Annotated in this window: 3 protein-coding genes; all 3 read left to right on the top strand. The window is 40.1% G+C overall.

Annotated features, from left to right (window positions below):
- Positions 1 to 1,064, top strand: a 1,064-nt coding sequence (locus tag SORDD16_RS10595; protein WP_241733983.1) for an alpha amylase C-terminal domain-containing protein, incomplete at its 5' end; no start/stop codon positions are given.
- A complete protein-coding gene (locus tag SORDD16_RS04720; RefSeq protein ID WP_061452555.1) occupies positions 1,054 to 2,196 on the top strand; it encodes a glucose-1-phosphate adenylyltransferase in 1,143 nt (380 codons plus the stop codon). The genes SORDD16_RS10595 and SORDD16_RS04720, both read left to right, overlap by 11 nt.
- Positions 2,186 to 2,806 (top strand): glucose-1-phosphate adenylyltransferase subunit GlgD (glgD, locus tag SORDD16_RS04715; RefSeq protein ID WP_081215136.1); only part of this gene is annotated, 621 nt, incomplete at its 3' end. The genes SORDD16_RS04720 and glgD, both read left to right, overlap by 11 nt.

The following is a 2,806-nucleotide window of genomic DNA, read 5'->3' as shown; positions in this document are numbered from 1 at the left end:
TTAAATTTTGGATTGATTTTTACCACTTAGATGGTATTCGGGTCGATGCAGTGAGCAATATGCTGTATCTAGATTATGATAATGCTCCTTGGACTCCAAACAAAGACGGTGGAAACCTTAACTATGAAGGTTATTATTTCCTTCAACGTTTAAACACAGTGATTAAGTTAGCTCATCCAGATATCATGATGATTGCAGAAGAAAGTTCATCAGCGACAAAGATTACAGGCATGAAAGAAATGGGCGGCCTTGGCTTTGACTATAAATGGAATATGGGCTGGATGAACGACATTCTTCGTTTCTACGAGGAAGATCCGATTTACCGCAAGTATGACTTTAATCTTGTGACTTTCAGCTTTATGTATGCTTTCAATGAAAACTATCTCTTGCCGTTCTCGCATGATGAAGTCGTTCATGGCAAAAAGAGTATGATGCATAAGATGTGGGGCGATCGTTATAATCAATTCGCTGGCTTGCGAAATCTCTACACTTATCAAATTTGTCATCCTGGTAAGAAACTATTGTTCATGGGTAGTGAGTATGGCCAGTTCTTAGAATGGAAATCAGAAGAACAGCTAGAATGGTCTAACTTAGAAGATCCAATGAATGCTAAGATGAAACATTTCACATCTCAGCTAAATCAATTCTACAAAGACAATCGTTGTCTTTGGGAAATTGATACTAGTTATGATGGTATAGAGATTATCGATGCTGATAATAGAGATCAGAGTGTCCTCTCCTTTATTCGTAAGGGCAAGAAGGACGAAATATTAGTCTGTGTCTTTAATATGGCACCTGTTGAACGAAAAGACTTTACAATCGGACTTCCTGTCGCAGGAGTTTATGAAGAAGTTTGGAATACAGAATTGGAACAATGGGGTGGTGTCTGGAAAGAACACAACCAAACAGTTCGAACCCAAGAAGTCTTGTGGAAAGATTATGAGCAAACTTTAACCTTTACCTTGCCTGCTATGGGAGCAAGTATCTGGAAGATCAAGCGTCGCTTGAAACCAACTAAAACTGTCACAAATAAAACCCAAAAAGGAGTAGAAAATGAAGAATGAAATGCTAGCTTTGATCCTTGCCGGTGGGCAAGGAACACGTCTCGGAAAACTCACTCAAAGCATTGCCAAACCAGCAGTGCAATTCGGTGGGCGCTACCGTATCATTGACTTTGCTCTCTCTAACTGTGCCAACTCTGGGATTCACAATGTCGGTGTGATTACACAATACCAACCTCTTGCTTTGAACAACCATATCGGAAATGGTTCTAGCTGGGGATTGGATGGTATCGGTTCAGGCGTCTCTATCCTTCAACCCTACTCTGCAAGCGAGGGAAATCGTTGGTTTGAAGGAACTAGCCACGCTATCTACCAAAACATTGACTACATCGACAGCATTAACCCAGAATATGTTTTGATCCTTTCTGGTGACCATATTTACAAGATGGACTATGATGACATGCTTCAGTCTCATAAGGACAACAACGCCAGCTTGACAGTAGCTGTTCTAGATGTGCCTCTCAAAGAAGCTAGTCGCTTTGGTATCATGAATACAGATGCCAATAATCGCATCGTTGAATTTGAAGAAAAACCAGCTGAACCTAAGTCTACCAAAGCTTCTATGGGGATTTATATCTTTGATTGGCAACGTCTCCGTAATATGCTAGTTGCCGCTGAAAAGAACAAGGTAGATATGTCAGACTTTGGTAAAAATGTTATTCCAAATTACCTTGAGTCTGGGGAAAGCGTCTATGCTTATGAATTCAAGGGCTACTGGAAAGACGTTGGTACTATCGAGTCTCTATGGGAAGCAAATATGGAATACATTGATCCAAACAACGCTTTGGATAGTCGTGATCGTCAGTGGAAAATCTACTCACGGAACTTGATTTCACCACCAAACTTTATTGGAAAACACGCTCATGTAGAAGATTCTTTAGTTGTGGATGGCTGTCTCGTGGATGGAACTGTTAAGCATTCCATTCTCTCAACAGAAGCGCAAGTACGTGAGGGTGCTGAAGTAGTAGACTCTGTAATCATGAGTGGTGCCATTATCGGAAAAGGTGCAAAAATTAAACGTGCCATCATTGGTGAAGGTGCTGTTATTTCTGAAGGTGTCGAAATTGATGGAACAGACGAAGTACAAGTAGTAGGATATGATGAAGTAGTGGGGGTAGCAACAGATGAAGATTGATAAATATTCAGCCATTTTAGGAAACACCGTTGGTTTTCACGATATGTCAACTTTGACAGATCATCGTCCAGTAGCCAGCTTGCCATTTGGAGCAAAATATCGTTTGATCGACTTCCCTCTTTCTAGCCTTGCAAATGCTGGTGTTCGTAGTGTCTTTGGAATTTTCCAACAAGATAATATCAGTTCAGTCTTTGACCACATTCGTTCAGGACGTGAGTGGGGCTTATCTACCCTTCTCAGTCACTACTATCTAGGTATTTATAATACGCGTGTTGAAAGTAGCACAGTTGGGAAAGAATATTATCAACAGCTTCTCACTTATTTAAAACGTTCAGGATCAAATCAGACAGTTGCACTTAACTGTGATGTCGTGGTGAATATTGACCTTAATCAAGTATTTCATTTGCATACAACTGCCGGTCGTCCGATTACAGTTGTTTATAAGAAATTACCTAAAAAAGGTATTTCAGATGTTAATGCTATCTTGGAAGTGGATGAAACAGACCGTGTTCTTTCTCATAAACTTTTTGATGCCAAATCAACAGATGAACTTTTCAACATGTCTACAGATATATTCGTCGTTGATACTCCGTGGTTGATTAAGCGTTTG

Source organism: Streptococcus oralis (assembly GCF_001578945.1).
GTDB lineage: Bacteria > Bacillota > Bacilli > Lactobacillales > Streptococcaceae > Streptococcus > Streptococcus oralis_Q.
The sequence above is the reverse complement of the archived record's forward strand: the minus strand, read 5'-3'. Positions and strand labels throughout refer to the sequence as shown.

What these genes read in the sequence shown, in the direction of transcription:
- SORDD16_RS04720 (WP_061452555.1), top strand. Translation starts at nt 1,054, where the DNA reads ATGAAGAATGAAATGCTAGCTTTGATCCTTGCCGGTGGGCAAGGAACA.